Here is a 19,377-nt window from a genome sequence, read left to right on the forward strand (position 1 = left end):
TGAGCCCGTAGAGGACTTTCACCTCCTAGATCAACGCCATGCTCGGCGCACAAAACGAAAAAAACTCCCGAAGGAGTTTTTGTCTAAGTCTGCAATTCGCCATTTAGCAAATCAGCAAAATTACCCGCTCACTAGCCCGCTAAACGAGCATGCAGTGAATCTTTAAGCTCAGAACGATCATGTTTCAATTGGTGCATCGAGCCGTCATCAATGGGTGAATCTTTCAGCTCTAATTTACGAATCTCTTTATCAAGGTTGTCGTATGTCTTCATATCTTCTGCAAAGCCATCGTCAGTTTTAGCAAGCTCAGCAATTTTGTCTTTCATTTCAGGAAATTCGTGAACAAGAGAGTGATTTTCACCTAGCATAGAAACCTCTTAAGTTGAGTAAAGTGATTGGTAGTACACATTCATTATTTACCTTAGCAAGGGACTCAAATAACAAATGAGATCCAGTACACAGCATAGAATATAGACAATTCAGATTCACAAATTTACAACATCCACCTAAAAAAATAAGATGCTTTACATAGAAGAAAGCCTTGTAAGAACACAAGGCTTTATAAGGTAGATCTATATACAAGTAGAGTTAACAATCGTTATCGAAGCAGCTGAAAAATGTTTCTACAAAGAGATTAGCTACTGCACCCTTGGGTATGAACTCGATTCATGTCGTCACCGACTTGTGCTTCTTGAGACCCCGTCGATTGGCATCCTGCCACGAATAACAGCGTTACAGATAAGATAAGCCATTTCATAATAAATCCTCTTTCGGTCATAACTAAAGCATAGTGCTTAAAAGCGCGGATACCTCAGTCATTAACTAAAACCTTACCTACCGATAAGGCCTTGGTTAATGAACAAAGCATCGCTTCTTTAACTAACGACCTGCTTTTGTACAAAAAACTTTCACTTCAACGAATGAAAATCGTACAAGAGCGAAAATAGGACAGCTATGGAACTAAGAATAAGAACTAGAAGTTAGTCACTCGTCGCCAAACGTACAGCCGCTTCTGCATGAATGGCTGTGGTATCAAACAAGGGAACATCAGTGTGTTGCTGCTGAATCAGGAGGGCGATTTCAGTACAGCCCAGAATAACGGCTTCTGCACCTTGTTGGCCTAGCTTCTCAATGATTTGACGGTATACATCTCGAGATTCTTCTTTTACTTGGCCTCGACACAGCTCTTGATAAATGATGTTGTGGACTTTCTCTCGGTCACTCTCATCAGGAATCACCACATCGATACCGAATTTGTTAGTCAGGCGGCCTTTATAGAAATCTTGTTCCATCGTGAAAGCCGTGCCGAGTAATCCGACTTTCTTCACTCCTTGTTCCAGCAACTTCTGCGCTGTGGTATCAGCGATGTGCAAGATAGGAATCGTGATCTTCTCTTCGATCTCAGGAACGACCTTATGCATGGTATTGGTACAAATCAGAATGAAATCAGCCCCGCCCTTCTCTACCGATAAAGCCGCGTCCGATAAGATATCCGCCGTCTCAGCCCAGCGACCTTGATGTTGAAGCTTTTCTATCTCATCGAAGTTCACGCTGTACATACAAACCTTTGCAGAATTGAGCCCGCCGAGTGTGGCTTTAACGCCCTCGTTGATGGATTTGTAGTAGCTCACTGTCGACTCCCAACTCATACCGCCGAGCAAACCGATCGTTTTCATTTTTCTATTCCTTTAATTTCCGACTAACTCGATTAAACCGTCATGCATTGAAAATTTATAGTACGTTCTTGCTTAAAGCGAACCCATAACACCTTATTCCTTTCAAACGATTGCTTTCAAACCGTTCATTCCCAAAACCTCCGCTCACAAAAAAGGCTCGAATTTAAAATCCGAGCCTTTGAAGTTTTGACCAAGGGTATACTTGGCGTTAGTACACCTCACACCAATCTGATTTCATGTCGATCAGTGTCCAATCCTCTCTGGAATTCGCCTCATCTAGCGCTTTATCAAGCTTGCCAACGTGAGACTCACGATCGTACTGCCACTCGCGCTCAGCATCAGTGTGATGAACAATCATCGCCATTGAGTTGGGTTGGCTCGTAGCCCATTGCATCATCGCTTGGTCACCGTCTGAGTTGCCGACCGCTAGAATAGGTTTCTTGCCGATAATATGCTGAATGTTAGTGACCTTTCCGGCTTTGTCATCAATGGTCAAAATCAACGAATCTTTGGTCACCGTTGGTTTGCCATCGTTGTAGCTGTAGTTGTATTTAAGCGCACTACCGATGATTTGCTCTGTAGGAATATTGTAAGCTTGTGGAGCCCACGCCCTCATGAAGTCAACGCCGCCACCCGACACGATATAAGTCTTGAAGTCATGCTCTTGAAGGTAAGTCAGCATCTCTTTCATTGGCTGGTAAGTCAGATCGGTATAGGCTTTGTTGAAGCGTTCGTCTTTCGCTGCAGCTAGCCATTGCTTAACATCTTTTTGGTATTGTTCGACTGTCATACCAGAGTGTGTCGCCATGATAATTTTCAATAAACCTTCTTCGCCGCTCCCTAGAACACTCTTGATGTCACCTTCAAGCACGAACTTAAACGGTGCTTCCGTTTTCCATTCAGGGTGTTCAAGCGCCATCTCTTTGATTCGATCTAACGCGAAAGCCAATTGGAAATAGTATGGCTTTTCAGACCAAAGCGTGCCGTCGTTATCAAATACAGCAATACGATCTTCAATCGCAACGAAGGTATCAGATTCAGCTTGGGTGGCTTGCCCAACAAAGTCGACGATAGCGGATTTGCTCTCGCTGTCCTTCCAAGAAGGCAGCAAGTTGGGATCACAATCTTTAGCAAAAGATGAGAAAGAGAGACTGGATAAGATCGCGACAGATAAGAGGGTTATTTTCTTCATAGCAACTACCATGTTGTTGAATTAATTGTAGGGTTTAATTCAATTCATCCTAGTTGGTCTACTCTGATTTTCCACTTATGGACACTATAACCAATACTCATGTTGGTATTGGAACAAACGTAAAACGAGGGCTAACCTCACGGCCAACCCTCGTTGTTTAAAAAGCTAAATAGAAAGCTTAAAGGCTAGGTGGAGTACCTTCACCATTGGAAGCAATCGCATCAATTTGCACCAAGGCGCCCATAGGGATATCAGACACACCAATAACTGTGCGTGCTGGTAATGGACCGTCAAAGTAGTGCGTGCAAACGTCATTAAGCACATCTAGATCTGCCATGTCTCTTAATTGGATATTCAACTTCACGATGTCATCCATGACATGACCAGCGCTCTCAATCACTTCTTTAATGTTATTCAGGCACTGCATCGCCTGCTCTTTTGCGCCATTCGCAACAATCGCTCCAACTCTTGGATCCATCGGTAATTGAGCGGAGATATTGTTGTAGTGTGAAAAGGCGACAGTTTGCGTTGAAAGCGGGCTTATTGGCGCAGCTTTGGTATTGTTCGCATTAATTACAATCCCATGTCGGTCTTCAACCGCTTGCGGCGGAGTCCCATCACCGTGTGACACGGTCGCATCCATCTGTACTAACGCTCCCATCGCTAAGCCTTCAACAACAGTTATTGAACGTGCTGGCATATAGCCCACAGATCGTGCAATCGCGGAGTCCGGGAAGAAGGTGGTATACACTTCATTGACTGCTGCAAGGTCATCAAGGCTTCTCACATGGATATTCACTTTCACGATGTCATCAAGCGGAACATCTACATTTTCCAGTATCGATTTGATGTTTTTGAGGCATTGAATCGCGTGCTCTTTTGCTCCACCAGCAACGATGCTGCCCGATTGCGGGTCAATCGGTAACTGGGCTGAAATGTGATTATAGTGAGAGAAAGCCACCGTTTGAGTTGATAGAGAACTGACTGGTACGTGTTGGGTGTTTCTTGCAATTTTAACTAACTCACAAGCCGCTTGAGGGTAGGTTCCTTCACCATTAGAGATCACCGCATCCATTTGCAAGTAAGCACCTTCGAGCGGCAAATCGGCTACAGCGAGTGTCGTGCATGTGGGAACATAGTGTTGGAAAAACGACGCATAGATTTCGTTAACCGCATCGATATCCGCAATGTTCTTCAAGTATATATTTACCCTCACAACGTCGTGCATGCGGTGTCCAATGCTCTCCACAATCGCTTGAATGTTTAGTAAGCACTGCTTGGTTTGATCTTCCAAAGAGCCTGAGATCAAGCTGCCTGTTTTAGGGTCAATCGGTAGTTGAGCAGAAAGGTTATTGTAGTGTGAGAATGCCACCGATTGTGTTGAGAAAGGGCTCAGCGGTGCATCTTCAGTGTTTCTTGAAACTTTAATAATATCGGCACTCATGTCGATACATCTCCTATTCGAGTATTGATGTCAGATATAGCCAATTAGCTGCGTGTTTACCGACATTTCAAAATAAAAGGTACAAAAATAGCCGAACCAATAAATCGTGATGAATACTGGTTCAGCTTAATTCGAGCAACACAGTGGAGGTTCTTACGCCCCCACAAATAAACCTCTACAGAGTACTTAGGAAGCTGCTGATTTTTTCTTCATGATGCTTAACGGTTTCTTGTGTTGGGATAACCGCATCTTTATGTGTGAAGTACACCAAAATCGCCATCTGAGCTGTGAGTCGGTTTTCAGCTTCATCGAACGCCACTGAGTATTCGCTTTCTAGTGCGCCGCGAGTCACTTCTTCTTTGTCATTCGCAGGTAGGCAGTGCAGCAACATTGCGCCTGGGCGAGCCTTAGCCATCAGCTCTTCTGTGATCACGTAGTTAGGCATGAATGCCGCAAGGCGCTCTTCCTTCTCATCCATTTGCGTCACCCAGTAGAAGCTATCGCCGTACACCACATCACAGTCACTGATACGCTCTACATCATCCGTAATTTCAATCTTGCCACCAGACTCTTCACAGAAGTTCAGCGCCATGTCGATCCATTCTTGCTCCATGTGGTACTTCTTAGGACCAATTTGCTTAAAGCCCATACCGTACTTAGCACACGTCAGCATCAGTGAACGGCACACATCTGTCGCGTCACCCATGAATGCCAAGGTGAGATCAGACAACTTACGTCCATCAGTGATGTGTTCTCTGATCGTGTAGAGATCCGCAAGCATTTGAGTTGGGTGGAAACGCGTATCAAGGCCGTTGATCACAGGCACTGTCGACATTTCAAGTAGGCCATCTAGTGTTTCAGGGCTATTAGTACGAGCCATGATGGTGTCGCACATACGTGACAACACTCGAGAAGTATCATCAATCGACTCTTTACCACCTAAGTGAATGTCTTTTGGTGATAGGAATAGCGCATGACCACCCAGTAATGTTGCTGCCACCTCGAAAGAAACACGTGTACGAGTAGAGCCCGCTTCAAAGATCATCCCAACTGACTTGCCTTTGAACAGAGGTGGAATTGCGTTGTCTTTGCGCGCCTGTTTCAGATGAGTCATGAGCTCCATCATGTTGTCCATCTCTTCTACAGAGAAATCTTTCATGGAAACCATGTGCTCTAGGTTTGCTTTGTTTAGTTCAGTTGCGCTAGAAGAAGGTAATTTCATAATAAGTTCCTATTTTTCATAATTTTGTGCGCGGCTCTTTCAAGTTCACTTTCATGGCAATTTGATTTTGAATACCTGCCATCACTTTCAAGAACCGCTACGTTTGGGGTTAAATATTGGTATTAACGACTGCTCTCAGTCTTTAGTTGTTATTAGGTTTATCGCTGTAACTAAACTCTTGGCACTTGTTGGGTGATGCAGTGGATGTTGCCGCCACCTAACAAAATTTCTCGAGCCGGAACGCCATTCACTTCGTAGCCTGGATAAATGCCTTCCAAGATCCCGATAACATCGTTGTCGTAGCGTTGATCGAGCAACGGCAACACAATTTGGTTATTGGTAATCAGGTAATTGGCATACGACGCCGCTAAACGCTCACCCGCTTCTCGCTCCATTCCGTCTGCGATATCGATACCTGCCGCTTCTTCCTCGGTCATGAAAAGAGGGCCTGGCATCGGCAGCTTGTGTACCTTGATTTGACGGCCTTTGGCATCGGTTTGACTGGTGATGTAGTCATAGGCTTCTTTGCTGATCTCATATTGAGGATCATTCTTGTCATCGCACCACGTCAGAACGACTTCACCCGGCTTCACGACGTGAAGGATGTTGTCCACGTGGCCATTGGTTTCATCGTTGTACAAGCCACGAGGCAGCCAGATCACTTTCTCAACATTGAGGTGTTCACAAAGTACTTCTGTCAGCTCTTCTTTGCTCATATCTGGGTTGCGGCTTTCGTGTAATAAGCACTCTTCTGTTGTGTAGAGCGTGCCTTCGCCATCGACGTGAATTGAGCCGCCTTCTAGTACGATTGGAGCGCGGTATCGAGAGTCACGAATGGTTTCACACATCTTTTGAGCAACTTGGTTGTCGCGATTCCAAGGTGAATACAAACCATCAACAAATCCGCCCCATGCATTGAATTCCCAATCCACACCTCGGCGTTCACCGCTGTCATCAACAACATAAGTCGCACCGATATCACGCATCCAAGAGTCATCAGTCGAGATTTCCAACACTCGAATGTCCTCTGGTAAGCGAGATACTGCGTTATCGTATTGGTCTGAACTCGCAAGCATGGTGACTGGTGTTGTATGGCTGATCTTGGTAGCAACGTCTGCAAACACCGCTTGCGCTGGTTTTGCCCCATTGCGCCAGTTGTCAGTACGTTCTGGCCAAGCCATCCAAATTTCGCTGTGTGGCTCGTGTTCCCCTGGCATTCTGAAGCCATCATGTTTTGGAGTAGTCTCAATCAGTTTTTTCATCGTTATGTCCCCTAAATTATGCTTGAGCTTCTTTTTTATCTTGTGTCTCGGTCGTGTCGTCATCGCCTGAACCTTGCTGCTTCTTGCGTTTTAGAGCACCTAGAAGAATCCATTCACCAGCAAGGATGGTGGCAATCACGCCAATCAAAACAGGTCCTGTGTATCCCCAATCAGCAACAGTTAGATCAAGGGCCTCAGGGAAAATGAATAAGATCACGGCTTGAAGGACGACCAAGAAACAAACAATCGACATGACCCATTGAGCCGCCATGCCACCCGGAACTTTGAATGGGCGTTCACGTTGATCATCAACCACTCGAAGCTTTAGGTATGCAGGGAACATGAACAGGTAAGGAAGTAAGAAAATGCAGCTAGAGAAGGCAAATATCGACCAGAACAGATCATCATTACCCTGAGCAAACAGCGCGTAAGACAGGATAACGACCGTTGATACTGTGCCTGTGATGTTGTTTGCGCCAACTGGAGAGCCTTTCTCAGACACTTTCGCGACTGGGGCTGGAAGCTCACCTTCTTGAGCGGCTTCAGCAGCAGCTCGGCTAGCGCCCATTGTCCAACTCACCATGTTGCCGATAAGCGTTAACAAAGCGAAAGTACCGAAGATGTACACCATCGCTGTACCAACCACACCAGTGCCGAAAAGTGTTCTAAATGTGTCGATAAGGCCAGACACCAAGCCAATGCTTTCGACAGGTAGCGCCATCAAAATGCCTACCGTACCGAAGATGTATAAGAAAGCGGTGATACCGATAGAGAGGAAGACAGCCTTAGGCATATCACGAACGTCTTTCATTTCTTTAGTCATGGTCGCAACCAGTTCAAAACCCATTAGGTTGAACACAATCGCGGGTAAGAAAGAGACCGCAGAATCCAATGAAGGCATCATTGCGGGCAACGTAAATTCGTTGGCAACGCCGTTTTTCATTGCATAGATAAAGCCACCCACACCCAATGTACTGATCACGACAATTTTTAATATTGCGCCAATATTGGTGACCCACACACCGATGTCGGCAGACACATTACAAATCAAAACCGTTAGCCACGTCAGTAATATACAAATGGCGATTTGTCCCCATAAAGACAGATCTGGCATGAAGAGTTCGGCAAACATCCCTGCAAACATGATATATACCGCAGGCATCCATAAACCAACGTTAATCCAGTAAAACCACGTTGTTCTGACTGCCCATTTAAAATTGAAGGCTTGTTTTACCCAATCGTAAATCCCACCTTCACCTGGGTAGGTGGTACTCAGTTCGGAAGTAATTAAGCCATATGGAATGACAAAGAAGACCAGCATTAACACCCACCAACCAATGGCACTGACACCAATACTGGCTGACGCGGTTAATGTGTCGACCACCAAAACTGCACACAGTGTAAAGAGTGCAATTCCCGTAACCCCCATTTTTCCTTGCGTTTCGTTACTCATCTCTTAGCTCCTTAATCTCTAATTCGGGATTAATTAAACGGCAAAGCGATGAAGTGAACTGGGATGAGAATTGAATATCGGTTTTACACAAGCAAATTCGGGTAAAAAACAAAATAAACCCAACAAATATTAGATTTATAATGATAAAAGTCGGAATACTTGATTTTGGTCAATAACCATTCGATTAATAAATACCTTTTCTATTTCAAAACCAAGATCACATATCTAGTTAATCTAGAAATAATTAAGGCTTTCTGTGACATATAGGCGACTAAAAACATCCAATATTGAACACAAATCGAATTGTGATTTTTATCCCCACGACTACAACAATATTTAAATACAATTCAAACCAACTTATTTGCTATGAGCGAAATAACATTTGGAGAATGAAACATGTCGAAGCCTATTATTGTTGTTGCTGTCGGTGGGAATGCTTTACTACAGCGTGGTGAAGTAATGAGTTGCGAAAACCAAAAAAAGAGCATCGCGCAAACCGCCAGCTCTTTGGCTGAACTCAGCAAAGACTACCGTTTAGTGGTTGTGCACGGAAATGGCCCTCAAGTCGGCCTACTCTCATTACAGAACAATGCTTATAAAGATTGCCCTCCTTATCCGTTTGATGTGCTTGGTGCCGAGACTCAAGGGATGATTGGTTACCTTATCCAGCAGGGGCTAAATGCTGCAATTAAAGACCGCTTTACGACCACGATTCTAACTCGCATTGTTATCGACGAGAATGATCCTGCGATTGCCGACCCAGCCAAATTTATTGGCCCTATCTATACAGAAGAACAAGCCAAACAACTCGCAGAAGCCAACCAATGGGTTGTGAAACCTGACGGTGCACACTGGCGTCGCGTGGTGCCATCACCTTCACCAAAAGAAGTGCTAGAAATAAAAGCCATCAACGACTTGCTAGAGAAAGAGCACCTAATTATTTGTGGCGGTGGCGGTGGCGCTCCAGTCGTCGAAAAAGATGGCGCTTATGTGGGTTTTGAAGCGGTAATCGACAAAGACATGACAGCTGCTCTTATCGCAGAAGAAATCGGCGCAGAACATTTACTGATCCTCACTGACGGCTCTCATGTTTGTTTAGATTGGGGAACCCCAAAGGAAGAGAAGCTTGAGAACGTGTCAGTTGAACAAATGAAAAAGTACACTTTCCCAGCCGGTTCTATGGGGCCGAAGGTCGACGCATGTTGTCAATTTGTAGAAAAAACAAAACAGCATGGATACATTGGTGACCTGTCTAGTGCATTAGAGATCATAGAAGGAAAAACGGGGACACATATTAATGCTTAATATTGGGTTATAATGCTTTATATAAATAAAGGGTAATAAAGTCTAAGTTTCGATATTCCGATTGGAACTTTTCTTGAAAGCCCTTTATGTTTTTTGTGTTCCAAATAAAAATGAGGATCATTAGATGCGCAAAGTAACAACCGAAGAAAAGTTAATTCGAATTCATGATGCTGTTGTGCAACTAATGGAACGCCGTGAAGCTACTGATATTTCAATGTACGATGTTGCCAAAGAGTGTGGAATGGCAACATCTACGGTTTATCACCACTATCCAAACATAGAGAACTTATTTCATAATCTATTAGATGACGTTTTTACTGATTTCGACTCTCTGCTCGGTAAATGTATAGATTACGAGCATGTTAATCATTGGACTGACATCAATCGCATGATTGAAACAGCGTATGTTAATTATTACAACAATCACCCGATTGCTAAAAAGTTAATTCTAGGTCGTCATACATTCACTGAGCTAGGACATGCAGACACCGAGAATGACTTAATTCTTGGTAAAGAAGTAGAAACGATTTATCGACAGTTTTTTGATGTTCCTCAGTTACCACAATCCATCAATGTCTTCGCTATCTCATTGCAAGTCGCAGATAAAATATACTCGTTATCTTATCGACAACATGGCTGCATCACACCAGAACTTGCCAACGAAGCAATCCGACTGACCGAGTCTTACCTTAAGCTGTATATTCCTCATATCTGTCAAAAAACAGAGCCTAGCATGATGCATACGCATTAAGAGAACCTGTAATCCCGATAACGTCTTACCTTTCTATTTGCGCTCGATGACCAGGCTAAACTCGCTGACCAAACAAAAAAGCAGAACTTCAATTCCTCAAAGTTCTGCTTTAACAATCCATGACTGCTTACGCTCTGCGCTTTTTGAAAGCGTGCCAACCAGCGCTGAAAATTGTTTTTAACACCACACCGAGTGCGCTTAGTTTTGGGTCGGCTTTCTTGCCAGAGGCAATGCGCCACATCTGATGTTCATACCAAACCAGCCCGACCATCGCCACCTTGTCTAATGCAGGTTTTCCTGTGGTTGGCACCGTTAGCGGCATGCCGTAACTAGGGTTTTCAATTAACTTGTTAGGGAAATCAGGATCAACCGCCATTGTGCGCGCAATGCCAATAAAATCGGTCGCCGAGGTGTTTAATGCGTCATTCATTGCTTGCGCGGTTCGAAAACCACCCGTGACCACCAGCGGAGTGCTGACGAGTTTTCTCGCCTTAACCATGTAATCCATAAAATACGCTTCACGTTTTACTGTGCTGGACTTGATTGATTCAGCTTTGCTCTTTGAACCCATCATTGATGGACTTTCATAGGTGCCACCGGAGATCTCAATCAGGTCGATACCGTTATCACTCAATGTTTGCACAACCTGCATTGACTCTTCTTCAGTGAAGCCACCTTTCATGAAATCAGCACTATTGAGCTTAATTCCGACAGGGAAATCGTCACCGACCTCTTTTCGAATCGCGCGATAAACCTCAAGCACGAAACGAAGTCTGTTTTCGAGTGAGCCACCCCATTTGTCTTGGCGTTGATTATGTCTTGAAGACAAAAACTGACTCACGAGATAACCATGAGCACCGTGGATCTGCACACCGGTAAAACCCGCTTGTTTTGATAGCTTTGCACTCAGCGCAAATTTATCAATGATTGCGATTATTTCCGTCTCAGTCAGAGCTCGTGGCGTATTGAAGCCTTTCTCTAATCCACGCTCTAAAGAGATAGCCGAAGGCGCAACCGGGCTATCACATAAGAATTTAGGGATTTGCTTTCCTGGGTGGTTCAATTGCATCCATATCTGCGAACCATTTTGTGTTCCAGCCTTCGCCCACTCACGAAATACGCTTAAGTCACTTTGTTCATCCAACACAACGTTTTTAGGTTCACCAAGCGCGCCTCTATCGACCATCACGTTACCCGTTATGGATAGACCAATTCCTCCTTGAGCCCAACGCTGATAGAGCGTGACTAAACCTTGCTTAGGGTTATGGTGTTTATCACCTAGCTGTTCACTCATTGCCGATTTGAACAGGCGATTTTTGATCACTTGACCATTAGGAAGAGAAAAAGGGTCGTTGAGGCAGATCGGATTCATGCGCGTGGTTACTTTCTTTGGTTTATATATTCAGTCCAGTATGCCCTATTTTATCCGACAGTTCTGAGCATTTAACGCCTATTTCGAAGCAAGTTTCACTCAATAATAAAATGCCAGCGGCATAGCAGCTAGCATTAATCGATTATAAATAGAATCTCAAAAACTGGGCTGGCGCTGCTGAAATATGTCAACCAGAAAGGCTCAAACACTCTTTACGCTCATGGTAATTGTCGTTATTGTGATTCTCTACGCCATCATCACAAGGACTGTCTGAGAGTTATGAACAGCACGATTGAAACTATTCTGGGGCACCGCTCCATTCGTCAATATACAAATCAACCGATTGAAAAAGCACAACTTGATGTGATTATTCAGGCCGGTCTCGCGGCTTCATCATCGAGCTTACTGCAGGCTGTTTCTATCGTGAGAGTGACAGACACAGAGAAGCGCAAGTTGCTAGCTGAATACGCAGGCAATCAAGCTTACGTGGAGAACGCGGCTGAGTTTTTGGTGTTCTGTATCGACTATCAACGCCACGCTCAAATTAACCCTGAAGTGAAAACCGACTTTACTGAACTGACCCTGATTGGCGCGGTCGATTCTGGCATCATGGCGCAAAACTGCATGCTGGCTGCTGAGTCTCTAGGTTTGGGTGGCGTTTACATTGGCGGGTTGCGTAACAGCGCACAACAAGTCGATGAACTGTTAGAACTGCCACAGCACACCGCCGTGTTGTTCGGGATGTGCTTAGGTCACCCGGCACAACAACCAGAGGTTAAGCCTCGCCTCCCTGCTCACGTAGTAATGCACGAAAACCAATACCAACCGCTGAGCCTAGATGAAATTGCCAGCTACGATGATTCGATGCAAAGCTACTACGCAAGCCGTTCAAGCAACCAAAAGCAGAGCAGTTGGTCACAGCAGATCACACAGAAACTCTCTGGTGAATCTCGCCCACATATCCTGCCTTACTTAAACAGCAAGCAGCTGACCAAGCGTTAAGCCGTTAAGCCGTTAAGCCGTTAAGCCGTTAAGCCGTTAAGCCGTTAAGCGATTAGAGCTAGCAGCAAACAGCAGTACAAACAAAAATGTCAGCGTAATATACGCTGACATTTTTATTTATCCGGAGGCGGCTAGCTTACAGATATTTCTCAATCGGTAGCAATTGCAAAAAGCCTGACTGCATTCGTTCCCATTGACCAGTGTCAGGTTCGCTGTCCCAACGTTGGTCGCCTGAATACCAATACACATCACCGTCTTCAAGCTCTAATCGCCAGCTGTTTTCTTCGCTCATTGCTTGCTCAATGGTTTCTGCTAATGTTTCAGCAATCTCTTTATTCTCGATGATCAAAACCGATTCCGTGTTCAAGTAGGTAGAACGCAAGTTGAAGTTAAATGAGCCGATGCTCGCGATGCTGCGGTCGAATACGACTGATTTAGCGTGCAAGCCATAGGCCGTCTCAGGCGCACATTTAGACACGTCTTGAGTCGATGCTTCACACAGCTTAGATTCTGGTTTTAGCTCAAACAGGTCGATGCCATGCTCCAACATGTCGTAACGTCTGCCTGCATAAGCGGAGTGATTAGTCACCAGATCATTAGACGCCATAGAGTTAGTTAGCGCTTTTATCTCAACGCCCTTGTTGTTCAATACCTGCCACTCTTCAAGCTGACCATCATCGAATACAAGGTAAGCGGATTCCAGCAAGATTTCTTGTTTCGACTCGCTCGCTAATTTCCCTAGAAGAATCGCGGTCGCTTTTGGTTCATCGGTATTGTCTGAATCATCAGGAACGGGCTGATCGTAAACAAAACGCGCATTCACCCATGCCATCTCACCAATCACCTCTTTCAGTAAGCTATCCGCAGCCTTACGATCTAATGGTAACTCAGGATAATTTTGATAATGCGGAACGACAATATTATCTATCTTTGAGAGATCAGGTTGTTCGTCATCCCCCAGCATATCGACAGGGTAAGACCAACGACTGTTCCAGTATTCAACAAAGCTGGTTTGGATGGTGTTAACTACCGAGCCCATGACTAATACATCGCGGTCTCGGAAATTGATTTCATCAGAAAGGTCGAAGTATTCATCACCAATATTACGCCCCCCCACCACAGACAAGGTGCCATCTACGGTAAACGACTTATTGTGCATACGGCGATTTAAACGAGAAAAGTCGCCGACAAAGCTCAACCATTTACTGAAACCACGGCGTGTTGGCGTTGGATTGAAGATACGAATCTCGACATTAGGGTGCGCATCCAGTGCCGACAACAAACCTTCACGTTCGTTGAGGTTGATATCATCCAGCATTACACGAACCTTCACACCACGCTCGGCCGCGGCTAACAAACGGCTGGCTAGGTAGCTGCCCGATTCGTCAGAGTTCCAGATGTAGTATTGAATGTCGATGGTGTGCTCGGCACTTTCGACCAGCGCTAATCGCTGTGCCAAGGCATCCCAACCAGACTCTTGCAGACGAACCGCAGTGGTGCCTTGCTCTAAAGCTTCAGGCTGAAATTCATTGGTTAGAACCGATAAAGAACTAGGTGCAGGAGAGGTTGGCGGTTCTGTTGGATGATCGATGCCTTCAGGAAGTGAAGAACACCCACCTAAAACGGCGATTAAGATTAACGTTAAACTGATGCGTTGGAGCACAGGCATGTATCTGACTTCCTTTTCACGATGACGTCTTTAGAAACTTTCCGTACAGCTTTTCAATGAACAAGCTATTCCGATCTATTCATTGATTATTACTGCTAAATCCTGAAATTTATAGGTAATTATCCAGTATAAATTTAAAGGTCGTTAAATTGGCCTACAGATCACTTAAGTTGATTGAGCGCCAAACAGTATAAACTCAGCGGCTTTTCGACCATTTCAATGGTGAGCTCAGTTCGGTCTGGGTTACAGTTCAACGCCAAAGCGTAGCCGTGTAAATAATCCACCAGCAAGTCCAACGCATTTTTGGTTTGCTCTTTGGTTAACGCTAACGGGCTCAACACCGCTGTAAAACGTTCACTAAACACCTCCATCGGCCCGAGGGATTTCATGGTCAATAAGGTCTCTAACAAGCCTCTATATTCGTTTAGCATCGACAAGTAACTCACACTGAGCCGATATAGGTTATCTCGCCAATCTTGATTCAATTCTGGCTGCGCGACTTCTTCAATCAAGGAAACCGTGATTGCCTCAAGCAGATCATTTTTGTTTTTGAAGTAATGGTATATAGCCATCGCATCAACCCCGAGTTCTGTCGCCAACCCTCGAACACTTGGCACTTTGCCACTCTCTCGCATCATGCTTTTAGCAATAGTGAGAATTCTCTCGGCGCTGAGTTGGCTTGATCCACTCTTTGGTCGACCTCGTTTCTGATCCTTGACAGTCATACCGTCACCTCTTAAACTTTATTTCTACACTGTAGAATATTTTAATTTATTACCGTGTAGATGCCAAGTTTCTCATTGATATCGGAGTTAAAAATGTCAAATATTGTATTCATCGCAACCAGCCTTGACGGTTACATTGCAGACAAGCAAGGCGGCTTAGATTGGCTGCAAGCGATTCCAAATCCAGACGGTGACGACATGGGTTACAACGCCCACACCGATCGTATCGATGCGCTGGTCATGGGACGTAATACAATGGACATGGTGCTGAGCTTTGGTATCGATTGGCCTTACAGCAAGCCAGTCTATGTACTGAGCAACACTTTAAGTAAAGTACCTCAAGAGCTTGAAGGTAAGGTGTTTTTAATGAAGGGCGAGCTTAAACAGATTGTCGCGGATTTGAATAACAAAGGCCTAAACAACTTGTACATTGATGGCGGCATCACCATTCAAAACTTCATGAAAGAAGACATGATTGATGAGCTGATCATCTCGACCATTCCTATCGTGCTTGGTGGTGGGTCCCCGTTATTTGGTGACTTAGTATCTCCCGTCGATTTTACGTTGAAAGGCGTCACGACGTACCTTGATGAGATCGTGCAAACTCATTACTTACGTAAGCGCTAAAGCTGTTGTTGAACTAAGGGCATGAAAGGATCAACACCGAAAACATTGTTCACGCTACATAACCTTTATCGTCCCTACACAAGCCTTCCCTATAGTAGTACCCTTTATCGTCTCTCATTCTTGATGGTAGCTGGATATTATGAAGCTTTTGGTCGATCGCACTGGTGAACAGTTTTTAGAAATTCTGCAAGAATCGGGAGACACGCTGACGGTTCAATTCATTACCAATGAAGGCAATCGAAAGGGTAAGCCGTTCCAAGATAACTTGAGTGGATTGCTCCTCACAGGGTGGAAGCCGCGCACTACTTCAACCGCCATCGGATTAGAACGCTTTAAGCAAGGCAAACTTGAAGATCCCAAAGTGAGTTTCGCATTGCACCAACTCTATCCACTAGGTCGAGACGTAAAGTTACCTTCTGGTGATATCGCAACTATCGCGAGTTACGCCAATACCCATGCCGACGGCTACTATATGTTTGTGCGCCTCAACGATGAATTAACCCGACTCAAGATTACACCCGATTGGGAACTGCAACCTTCCACTCAAAGATTGGCTCTGCCTTATTACCCAGCCCCAAGAACTAAAGAAGAGCTCGACAACATTGACGATTTTGATGCGTGGGCGGGCGGCTTCTAAATACTCCTCACCTACGCCTAGTAGCACATAATACCCAAGTTATTATCAATTATTTTTTGACAATAATTCAAATGTAGCACTGTTTATCGTTTCAAATATTCCCACTATTATTTATCCATCGACACAGACTGCAGCTCAATGAACAAAGAGTGGCACTGTGAACACAGACAAATCACCATTTCGGTGAAAAATAATATAGGTACCAACATGACTCAACTAACTATCGTCGCAAACATCGTCGCTAACGAAGACAAAATTGAATTGGTTAAAGCAGAGCTGCTAAAGCTGATTGATATTACTCGCGCTGAAGAAGGCTGCATCAACTACGACCTTCACCAAGACAATGAAAACCCAGCACATTTCACTTTCTACGAAAACTGGACGTCGCGTGAACTTTGGCAAACACACATGGGTAATACCCACCTTGCTGAATACATGGCAGCAACCGAAGGTAGTGTTACGTCATTTACACTTAACGAGATGACTAAGATCGCTTAAGTACAGTTTCAGTAGTCTGTTACTAGAAAGCACACTGACAAGCTATCGAGTTCGATTTGAAAGCCCCGCTGCACGTCAGCGGGGCTTTTTTCATTTATGCGGATATCGTCAACTGCCTTAGTTAGAGCTTCAAACGGGGCTGAATAAAATCGATAAACGCCGAGATACGTTTAGAGACCGATGACGACTTGTAGTAAACCGCATTCACTCGCTCTCGGTCTGTGTTGGCAAGTTTGTCTTGTTCCAGAATAGGGATTAGGCGACCCGCAGCCATATCTTCCTTTACCATAAACCCCGATAAACAAGCAATCCCATTTCCAGCTAAGACTAGTTGACGCACGGTTTCACCATTACTGGCTGTCACGGTCGGCGCGACATAACTTTGGTTTGGTAAAGGCCAATGGTTAAGCACTTTGTTACCCGCAAACCCCACAATTTGATGCGAGCTCAAATCTTCAGGTTTGGTGGGCAGCCCACGCTTAGCGAGATAATCAGGTGACGCCACAATATGGAGCAAACTTTTTCCTAACGGGCGAGCGTGCAGTGTTGAATCAGACAACTTACCGATTCGAATCGCAACATCAGTTCTCTTTTCTAGAAGATCAACGAAGCCTTCGTTGGAAGTGAGTTCCAACTCAATGTCTGGGTAAGCCTCTTTGAATGACTGCACCAACGGCACTAGCTGATGGAATACGAATGGACTGGCGGCATCGACTCTTAAACGACCTTTTGGCAACTCACCGCGCGACACAATTTCTTCTTCCGCGCTCTGAATCATCTGTAATCCCACTATGACTGAATCGACAAACTGCCGCCCTTCCTCCGTCAATTCCACGCGTCTCGTTGTTCGGTTGAATATTGAGACGCCGAGTTGCGACTCAACCTTACTCACCGAACGAGATACCTTGGCGACCTGCACATCCAGCGCCTCTGCCGCCGCAGAAAAACCACCAGCATCGACAACGGTGAGTACCATTTCTAAATCATCTGAACGGGTTAGCATGAGGCTCCTTCGCTATCTTCATTTTGGTTAATGTCATCTCGTTTGTGATCATCACAGATCAAATCATCTGTGTCCTTTCGCTCTCATCAGCTTAATCCAATGATCGGTTAACTCTTCAATTATTGCATATTTAACAAAGGTTATTTGTTAATAGCGTCATTTATCACAAATATATATTGCTAGATAATCCTCGCCATCAAACGAAGCGCTCCTATTGCAGTAACAAGCTGCCCCATTTTATCGCGCTCGGTATTTAACAAAGAACAGTAAGAGAGATGATTATGCCACTAGCATTACTTGCATTGACGCTCAGCGCCTTTGCCATCGGAACCACAGAATTTGTCATCGTAGGCTTGATTCCTACCATGGCGAGCGACTTGAATGTATCTCTGCCATCGGCAGGCCTATTAGTCAGTTTATACGCGCTTGGCGTTGCTATTGGCGCACCAGTATTAACGGCATTAACCGGAAAGTGGAATCGTAAAGCGGTATTGCTAACCGTGATGGCATTGTTTGTCATTGGTAACTTATTGGCGTGGCAAGCTCCAGGCTATAACACGCTGATCGCCGCACGAATTTTGACTGGCCTTGCCCATGGTGTGTTCTTCTCGATTGGGTCGACCATCGCGACAGGTTTGGTTTCAAAAGATAAAGCAGCCAGTGCCATTGCGATCATGTTTACGGGTTTAACGGTTGCATTGGTAACTGGAGTACCACTGGGCACTTATATCGGCCAAACCTTTGGATGGCAAGCGACCTTCTTGATCGTGGCTCTGCTTGGCCTTATTGCTCTTATCGGTAGTGCTATCTTGGTTCCAAGCAACCTTAAGCAACCACCTGCGGCGAAGATTTCGGCACAACTAAAGGTTCTAACTCAACCACGCTTACTGTTGGTTTACGCTATCACAGCACTAGGTTATGGCGGTACATTCACAGCGTTTACGTTCCTTGCTCCAATACTGGAAAATGTATCAGGGTTTGATTCGAGCTCAATCAGCTTAATCATGTTGGTTTACGGTGTGTCAGTGGCGGTCGGTAACATCTGGGGCGGAAAAATGGCCGACAAGATGGGCCCAATTAAAGCACTGACCGTTATCTTCTCTGGTTTAGCCGCGGTACTGGTAGTATTCAACTTTACCGCAGTGAATCCTTACGCAGCCGTTGCTACCATCTTGGTTTGGGGTGCATTTGCATTCGGTAACGTTCCGGGGCTACAAGTGTATGTTGTGAAACTGGCTGAGAAATACACACCAGACGCCGTCGATGTCGCTTCTGGGTTGAACATTGCAGCCTTCAACGTCGGTATTGCATTAGGCTCATGGGGCGGTGGTTTGATTGTCGCAAAATCTGGATTAATGAACACCCCTTGGGTAGGTGCTGTGATCGTTTTAATTGCTCTTGTTCTGACTCGATTCAGTGGTGCGTTAGATAAGAAGCAAGCACAACAAACTGTTCCATCTAGCATCTAGCATCTAGCAAGAATAGAATCGAGTAGGAGGAGGCCTCACGGCCTCCGTCCTCTCACACCACCGTACAAGC

At 45.0% G+C, this 19,377-nt stretch carries 19 protein-coding genes; 7 read left to right on the forward strand and 12 right to left on the reverse strand.

Annotation, left to right across the window (positions count from 1 at the left end; genetic code table 11):
• Positions 1–131 precede the first annotated feature (131 nt).
• From AB6D58_RS22960 to AB6D58_RS22995, 8 genes are all read right to left on the reverse strand, one after another.
• Positions 132–368: a YdcH family protein gene (locus AB6D58_RS22960; protein ID WP_372158652.1), complete on the reverse strand. Its 237-nt coding sequence runs from the start codon at positions 366–368 to the stop codon at positions 132–134.
• Between the two features lie 266 nt (positions 369–634).
• Positions 635–757 (reverse strand): hypothetical protein, encoded by a 123-nt coding sequence (locus AB6D58_RS22965; RefSeq protein WP_258182976.1) that lies wholly within the window; start codon positions 755–757, stop codon positions 635–637.
• Positions 758–980: 223 nt separating this feature from the next.
• Positions 981–1,676, reverse strand: coding sequence for an aspartate/glutamate racemase family protein (locus AB6D58_RS22970; RefSeq protein ID WP_102394237.1), 696 nt, complete (start codon positions 1,674–1,676; stop codon positions 981–983).
• Positions 1,677–1,884: 208 nt separating this feature from the next.
• Positions 1,885–2,868 (reverse strand): HAD family hydrolase, encoded by a 984-nt coding sequence (locus tag AB6D58_RS22975; protein ID WP_372158655.1) that lies wholly within the window; start codon positions 2,866–2,868, stop codon positions 1,885–1,887.
• A 178-nt stretch (positions 2,869–3,046) separates the two neighbouring features.
• Entirely contained in the window at positions 3,047–4,312 is a 1,266-nt protein-coding gene (locus AB6D58_RS22980) for a RidA family protein (protein ID WP_372158657.1), read from the reverse strand.
• 175 nt (positions 4,313–4,487) lie between these two features.
• Positions 4,488–5,534: an ornithine carbamoyltransferase gene (argF, locus tag AB6D58_RS22985; protein ID WP_333912134.1), complete on the reverse strand. Its 1,047-nt coding sequence runs from the start codon at positions 5,532–5,534 to the stop codon at positions 4,488–4,490.
• Between the two features lie 170 nt (positions 5,535–5,704).
• Positions 5,705–6,796 (reverse strand): agmatine deiminase, encoded by a 1,092-nt coding sequence (gene aguA, locus AB6D58_RS22990; protein WP_017078524.1) that lies wholly within the window; start codon positions 6,794–6,796, stop codon positions 5,705–5,707.
• Between the two features lie 16 nt (positions 6,797–6,812).
• A complete protein-coding gene (locus AB6D58_RS22995) occupies positions 6,813–8,249 on the reverse strand; it encodes an APC family permease (RefSeq protein WP_372158660.1) in 1,437 nt (478 codons plus the stop codon).
• Between the two features lie 396 nt (positions 8,250–8,645).
• Here AB6D58_RS22995 and arcC point away from each other — a divergent pair, with 396 nt between their 5' ends.
• Both arcC and AB6D58_RS23005 read left to right on the forward strand, forming a co-directional pair.
• Positions 8,646–9,554, forward strand: a complete 909-nt coding sequence (arcC, locus tag AB6D58_RS23000; RefSeq protein WP_372158663.1) for a carbamate kinase — start codon at positions 8,646–8,648, stop codon at positions 9,552–9,554.
• Between the two features lie 124 nt (positions 9,555–9,678).
• Positions 9,679–10,305, forward strand: a complete 627-nt coding sequence (locus AB6D58_RS23005; RefSeq protein ID WP_004732262.1) for a TetR/AcrR family transcriptional regulator — start codon at positions 9,679–9,681, stop codon at positions 10,303–10,305.
• Positions 10,306–10,432: 127 nt separating this feature from the next.
• Here the strand turns inward: AB6D58_RS23005 and AB6D58_RS23010 are convergent, their stop codons facing one another.
• Positions 10,433–11,677, reverse strand: a complete 1,245-nt coding sequence (locus AB6D58_RS23010; RefSeq protein ID WP_372158666.1) for an NADH:flavin oxidoreductase/NADH oxidase family protein — start codon at positions 11,675–11,677, stop codon at positions 10,433–10,435.
• A gap of 279 nt (positions 11,678–11,956) precedes the next feature.
• Between AB6D58_RS23010 and nfsA the strand changes: the two genes are divergently transcribed.
• A complete protein-coding gene (gene nfsA / locus AB6D58_RS23015) occupies positions 11,957–12,679 on the forward strand; it encodes an oxygen-insensitive NADPH nitroreductase (protein ID WP_017060948.1) in 723 nt (240 codons plus the stop codon).
• 136 nt (positions 12,680–12,815) lie between these two features.
• Here nfsA and AB6D58_RS23020 read toward each other — a convergent pair whose 3' ends face one another.
• Together AB6D58_RS23020 and AB6D58_RS23025 are read right to left on the reverse strand one after the other, a co-directional pair.
• Positions 12,816–14,348 carry a phospholipase D family protein gene (locus AB6D58_RS23020; RefSeq protein WP_372158669.1) on the reverse strand — a complete coding sequence of 511 codons (1,533 nt, stop codon included), beginning with the start codon at positions 14,346–14,348 and terminating at the stop codon, positions 12,816–12,818.
• A 161-nt stretch (positions 14,349–14,509) separates the two neighbouring features.
• A complete protein-coding gene (locus tag AB6D58_RS23025; RefSeq protein WP_372125792.1) occupies positions 14,510–15,073 on the reverse strand; it encodes a TetR/AcrR family transcriptional regulator in 564 nt (187 codons plus the stop codon).
• Positions 15,074–15,166: 93 nt separating this feature from the next.
• On the opposite strand from AB6D58_RS23025, the gene AB6D58_RS23030 reads away from it, so the two are divergent.
• The 3 genes from AB6D58_RS23030 to AB6D58_RS23040 all read left to right on the forward strand — a co-directional run bounded on the left by AB6D58_RS23030 (position 15,167) and on the right by AB6D58_RS23040 (position 16,835).
• A complete protein-coding gene (locus AB6D58_RS23030; RefSeq protein ID WP_198594800.1) occupies positions 15,167–15,700 on the forward strand; it encodes a dihydrofolate reductase family protein in 534 nt (177 codons plus the stop codon).
• A gap of 139 nt (positions 15,701–15,839) precedes the next feature.
• Positions 15,840–16,337, forward strand: coding sequence for a hypothetical protein (locus AB6D58_RS23035; protein WP_102398569.1), 498 nt, complete (start codon positions 15,840–15,842; stop codon positions 16,335–16,337).
• Between the two features lie 207 nt (positions 16,338–16,544).
• Positions 16,545–16,835 (forward strand): putative quinol monooxygenase, encoded by a 291-nt coding sequence (locus AB6D58_RS23040; protein ID WP_017062386.1) that lies wholly within the window; start codon positions 16,545–16,547, stop codon positions 16,833–16,835.
• 121 nt (positions 16,836–16,956) lie between these two features.
• Here the strand turns inward: AB6D58_RS23040 and AB6D58_RS23045 are convergent, their stop codons facing one another.
• Complete coding sequence (locus AB6D58_RS23045; protein ID WP_372158673.1) at positions 16,957–17,838, reverse strand: LysR substrate-binding domain-containing protein; 882 nt, start codon at positions 17,836–17,838, stop codon at positions 16,957–16,959.
• A gap of 281 nt (positions 17,839–18,119) precedes the next feature.
• On the opposite strand from AB6D58_RS23045, the gene AB6D58_RS23050 reads away from it, so the two are divergent.
• Positions 18,120–19,307 carry an MFS transporter gene (locus tag AB6D58_RS23050; RefSeq protein WP_102447859.1) on the forward strand — a complete coding sequence of 396 codons (1,188 nt, stop codon included), beginning with the start codon at positions 18,120–18,122 and terminating at the stop codon, positions 19,305–19,307.
• Positions 19,308–19,377: the final 70 nt, after the last annotated feature.

It is taken from the genome of Vibrio sp. 10N.239.312.D08, assembly GCF_041466145.1.
GTDB lineage: Bacteria > Pseudomonadota > Gammaproteobacteria > Enterobacterales > Vibrionaceae > Vibrio > Vibrio crassostreae_C.